3 protein-coding genes, 1 other RNA gene and 1 pseudogene are annotated in these 3,763 nt (G+C 73.4%); all 5 read left to right on the forward strand.

Annotated features, from left to right (window positions below; genetic code table 11):
• Positions 1 to 243 precede the first annotated feature (243 nt).
• Positions 244 to 1,443 (forward strand): bifunctional phosphopantothenoylcysteine decarboxylase/phosphopantothenate--cysteine ligase CoaBC, encoded by a 1,200-nt coding sequence (coaBC, locus tag V7050_RS19455; RefSeq protein WP_324370689.1) that lies wholly within the window; start codon positions 244 to 246, stop codon positions 1,441 to 1,443.
• Positions 1,440 to 1,943 carry a dUTP diphosphatase gene (gene dut / locus V7050_RS19460; protein WP_324375868.1) on the forward strand — a complete coding sequence of 168 codons (504 nt, stop codon included), beginning with the start codon at positions 1,440 to 1,442 and terminating at the stop codon, positions 1,941 to 1,943. Before coaBC ends, dut begins: the two co-directional genes overlap by 4 nt.
• Before the next feature lie 106 nt (positions 1,944 to 2,049).
• Positions 2,050 to 2,820 (forward strand): annotated as a pseudogene (locus V7050_RS19465) (HesA/MoeB/ThiF family protein); the annotation flags it as partial.
• Positions 2,821 to 2,867: 47 nt separating this feature from the next.
• Positions 2,868 to 3,026, forward strand: a non-coding RNA gene (gene ssrS / locus V7050_RS21095) — 6S RNA.
• Positions 3,027 to 3,028: 2 nt separating this feature from the next.
• Positions 3,029 to 3,613 (forward strand): 5-formyltetrahydrofolate cyclo-ligase, encoded by a 585-nt coding sequence (locus tag V7050_RS19470; RefSeq protein ID WP_324370781.1) that lies wholly within the window; start codon positions 3,029 to 3,031, stop codon positions 3,611 to 3,613.
• Positions 3,614 to 3,763 lie beyond the last annotated feature (150 nt).

Consider the following 3,763-nt stretch of genomic DNA (forward strand, 5'->3'; position numbering starts at 1 on the left):
ACCCCCCTCGGCCTCCGCGCTCGCGCGCGTCCCTCCGACGAACCGGCGCGAGGCAATGCCTCGCCTTTGCCGGTTCGCGGCGTCCGAGGCCGATCGATCCGCCCGGAGACCGCCTGATACACGATCCGCTTCAGCTCGCCGCGCTTCTCATTACCGGCCCGGACAGCGGCTTGCGCCGCCTCCGGCGCGGAACTACCCTCCCGACGCGTCAATTCCGGGTCGAGATTGCGGGGGTCGTGAGGAATGCTGGAGGGTCGCAGAATCCTGCTCATCATCGCCGGCGGGATCGCGGCCTACAAATGCCTCGAACTGATCCGTCTGCTGCGCAAGGCCGGCGCCGCGGTCACGCCGGTCCTGACCGCCGCCGGCGCCGAATTCGTGACGCCGCTCAGCGTTTCCGCGCTGGCGGGCGAGCCGGTGCACGACGCGCTCTTCGACCTGACGGCGGAAGCCGAGATGGGCCATATCGAGCTGTCGCGCAGCGCGGATCTGGTGGTGGTGGCGCCGGCGACGGCCGATCTGATGGCGCGGCTGGCGACGGGGGGCGCCAACGACCTGGCGAGCACGCTCCTGCTCGCCACGGACAAGCGCGTGCTGCTCGCGCCCGCGATGAACGTGCGCATGTGGCTCCATCCCGCGACCCGGCGCAACCTGGCGACGCTGGCGGCGGACGGCGTGCTGACCGTCGGGCCGGAGGAGGGCGAGATGGCCTGCGGCGAATACGGGCCGGGGCGCATGGCCGAGCCCGCGGCGATCCTCGCCGCGATCGAGGCCGCCTTCGGCGGGGCCGGGCCGCTCGCCGGACGGCACGCCCTGGTGACCTCCGGGCCGACCCATGAGGCGATCGACCCGGTGCGCTACATCGCCAACCGCTCCTCGGGCCGGCAGGGCAGCGCCATCGCGGAGGCGCTCGCGGCGCGGGGGGCGCGCGTGACCTTCGTCACCGGCCCCGCCTCGGCGCCCGCGCCCTCGGGCTGCTCGGTCGTCGCGGTGCAGAGTGCCGCCGAGATGCTCGCGGCCGTCGAGGCGGCGCTGCCCGCCGATGTCGCGGTCTTCGCGGCGGCGGTCGCGGACTGGCGCGTCGCCACGCCCTCGAGCTCCAAGATCAAGAAGCAGGCCGGCGGCGGGGCGCAGACCCTCGAGCTCGCCGAGAACCCCGACATCCTGCGCCATGTGGCGAGGCTCCCGACGGGGCGGCCGCGGCTCGTAATCGGCTTCGCCGCGGAGACCGACGACGTCGTCGACAATGCGACCGCAAAGCGGCTGCGCAAGGGCTGCGACTGGCTCCTCGCCAATGACGTGAATCCCTCGACCGGCATCATGGGCGGCAGCGAGAACGCGGTGACGCTGATCACCGCCGACGGCGCGGAGGCCTGGCCGCGCATGTCCAAGCGGGCGACGGCGGAGGCGCTGGCGGACCGCATCGCGGAGGCGCTGGCATGACCGAGCTCGAGGTCGGGGTGCGCAGCCTCGAGGGCCGCGACCCGGCGCTGCCACTCCCGGCATACGAGAGCGAGGGCGCGGCGGGGATGGATATCTGCGCCAACCTGCCGGCCGACCGCCGCGCGGACGGCGTGACGCTTCCGCCCGGCGCCCGCCTGCTGGTGCCGACCGGGCTCGCCTTCGAGATCCCCCCCGGCCACGAGATCCAGATCCGCCCGCGCTCCGGCCTCGCCCTGCGCGACGGCATCACCGTGCTGAACGCGCCGGGCACCATCGACAGCGACTACCGCGGCGAGATCGGCGTGATCGTGATCAACCATGGGCATCGCCCGGTGACGATCGCCCATGGCGCGCGGGTGGCCCAGATCGTGCTCGCGCCGGTCACCCGCATCCGCTGGCGCGAGACCAAGGCGCTGGCCGAGAGCCGCCGCGGCGCAGGCGGCTTCGGCTCCACCGGCGCGCAAGGCGGATCGGGCCGCGTGCCGGCATCCCGATGCTGAGGCCGGCAGGACGGGCGAACCCCCGATCGATGGCAAACCGATCGGCCTGCCGCGAGGCTTCGATGGGCGAATCGAAACCCGTGAGGCCGGGATCCGCAAGCGATGGGGACCGGTCGTGAGCCTGTCGCCGGAAGAACTCGACCGCTACGCCCGCCACATCGTGCTCCACGAGGTCGGCGGCACCGGACAGCGGCGGCTCGGCGCCGCGCGCCTCCTCGTCGTGGGCGCCGGCGGGCTGGGCAGCGCGGCGCTGCTCTACCTCGCCGCCGCCGGGGTCGGGACGCTCACGATCGTCGACGACGACACGGTCGCACTCTCCAACCTTCAGCGCCAGGTCCTGCACGGCACCGCCGATATCGGCCGGCCGAAGGTCGAGAGCGCGCGCGACGCGCTGCGGCGCCTGAACCCGCATGTGGCGGTGGAGACCCACCGGCTGCGGCTCGACGCGGCCAATGCCCCGGCGCTGGTGCGGGGCTGCGACCTCGTGCTCGACGGCTGCGACAATTTCGCGACGCGCTACGCGGTCAATGCCGCCTGCGCCGCGGCCGGCGTGCCGCTCCTCGCCGCGGCGATGAGCCAGTGGGAAGGGCAGATCAGCCTATACGATCCCGCGCGGGGCGGCCCCTGCTACGCCTGCGTCTTTCCCGAAGCCCCCGCCGCCGGGCTGGCGCCGAGCTGCGCCGAGGCGGGCGTGATCGGCGCGCTGCCCGGGGTCATGGGCTCGATGATGGCGCTCGAAGCCGTCAAGCAGATCGCCCGCGCCGGCGAGGGGCTGCGCGGCGCGATGCTGATCTACGACGGGCTCCATGCCGAGACGCGGCGCATCGCGCTCGCGCGCCGGCCCGACTGCCCGGTCTGCAAGGCGCAGGATCCGTGACGACGGGACTTCAAAACCCCGCGGCGCCGCGCTACATTCCGCATCGGCGGGTTCTGGTCTTCGCGTGCGGGGCCAATATCCTAGTGGCCTTAATGATTCTTGAGGGAGCTGGCTCTGTGACTGGCCCTGGCCTATCGCATCCGGTGCCCACCTGGTTTACCAGGCTCTCAAGGATTTCGCGTCTCCACGGTCGCTCCGGGCCCGCCGCTTGCCGGAGCTGAGCGATCTCGCCGCGGTCAAGCGCGCCGCGCGCGCCGAGGCCTATGCGCGCCGCGAGAGGATTCACGCGGGCGCGGCCGGGGCGGCACGCCTCGCGGCGGCCCATGCGCTCGGCGAGGTGGCGCATTTGCGCGGCGTCGAGCGCATCTCCGGATACCTGCCGATCCGCTCGGAGATCGATCCGCGGCCGCTGATGCGCGCCTTCCTCGGGCTCGACTTCCAGGTCTGCGTGCCGGTGATCGAGCACCGCGGCCAGCCGCTGCGCTTCCGGGCCTGGGCGCCGGCCGCGCCGATTCTGCGCGGCCATCACGGCATCGACGTTCCCGCCGAGGGCGCCTGGTTCGACCCGGAATTCCTCGTCGTGCCGCTGCTCGCCTTCGACGCCCGCGGCCACCGGCTCGGCTATGGCGGCGGCTATTACGACCGCACCATCGCGCATCTGCGCGAATCGGGCGAGGTCCGCGCGGTCGGCATCGCCTATGCCGGGCAGGAGATCGAGGCGGTTCCGGACGGCGACAACGACATGCGGCTCGACGCCATCGTCACCGAGCGCGGGATCGTCTGGCCGAAGTGATTCCGGCGCCCCTTCCGCCCGAACGACGTCGCCGCCCCCTGGACCAGGCCCCGGGCCGGTGAAAAGGCCGCGCCCCGCGCGGCCCGCGAAGCATCCCCCCGGACCGAGAAGGCGAGGCGCCGGTGGCGCCTTGCCCGGTCCGGTCGCCCG

Origin of the sequence: Amaricoccus sp. (genome assembly GCF_036846665.1) — a bacterium.
Lineage (GTDB): Bacteria > Pseudomonadota > Alphaproteobacteria > Rhodobacterales > Rhodobacteraceae > Amaricoccus.

What these genes read in the sequence shown, in the direction of transcription:
- coaBC (WP_324370689.1), top strand. Translation starts at nt 244, where the DNA reads ATGCTGGAGGGTCGCAGAATCCTGCTCATCATCGCCGGCGGGATCGCG.
- dut (WP_324375868.1), top strand. Translation starts at nt 1,440, where the DNA reads ATGACCGAGCTCGAGGTCGGGGTGCGCAGCCTCGAGGGCCGCGACCCG.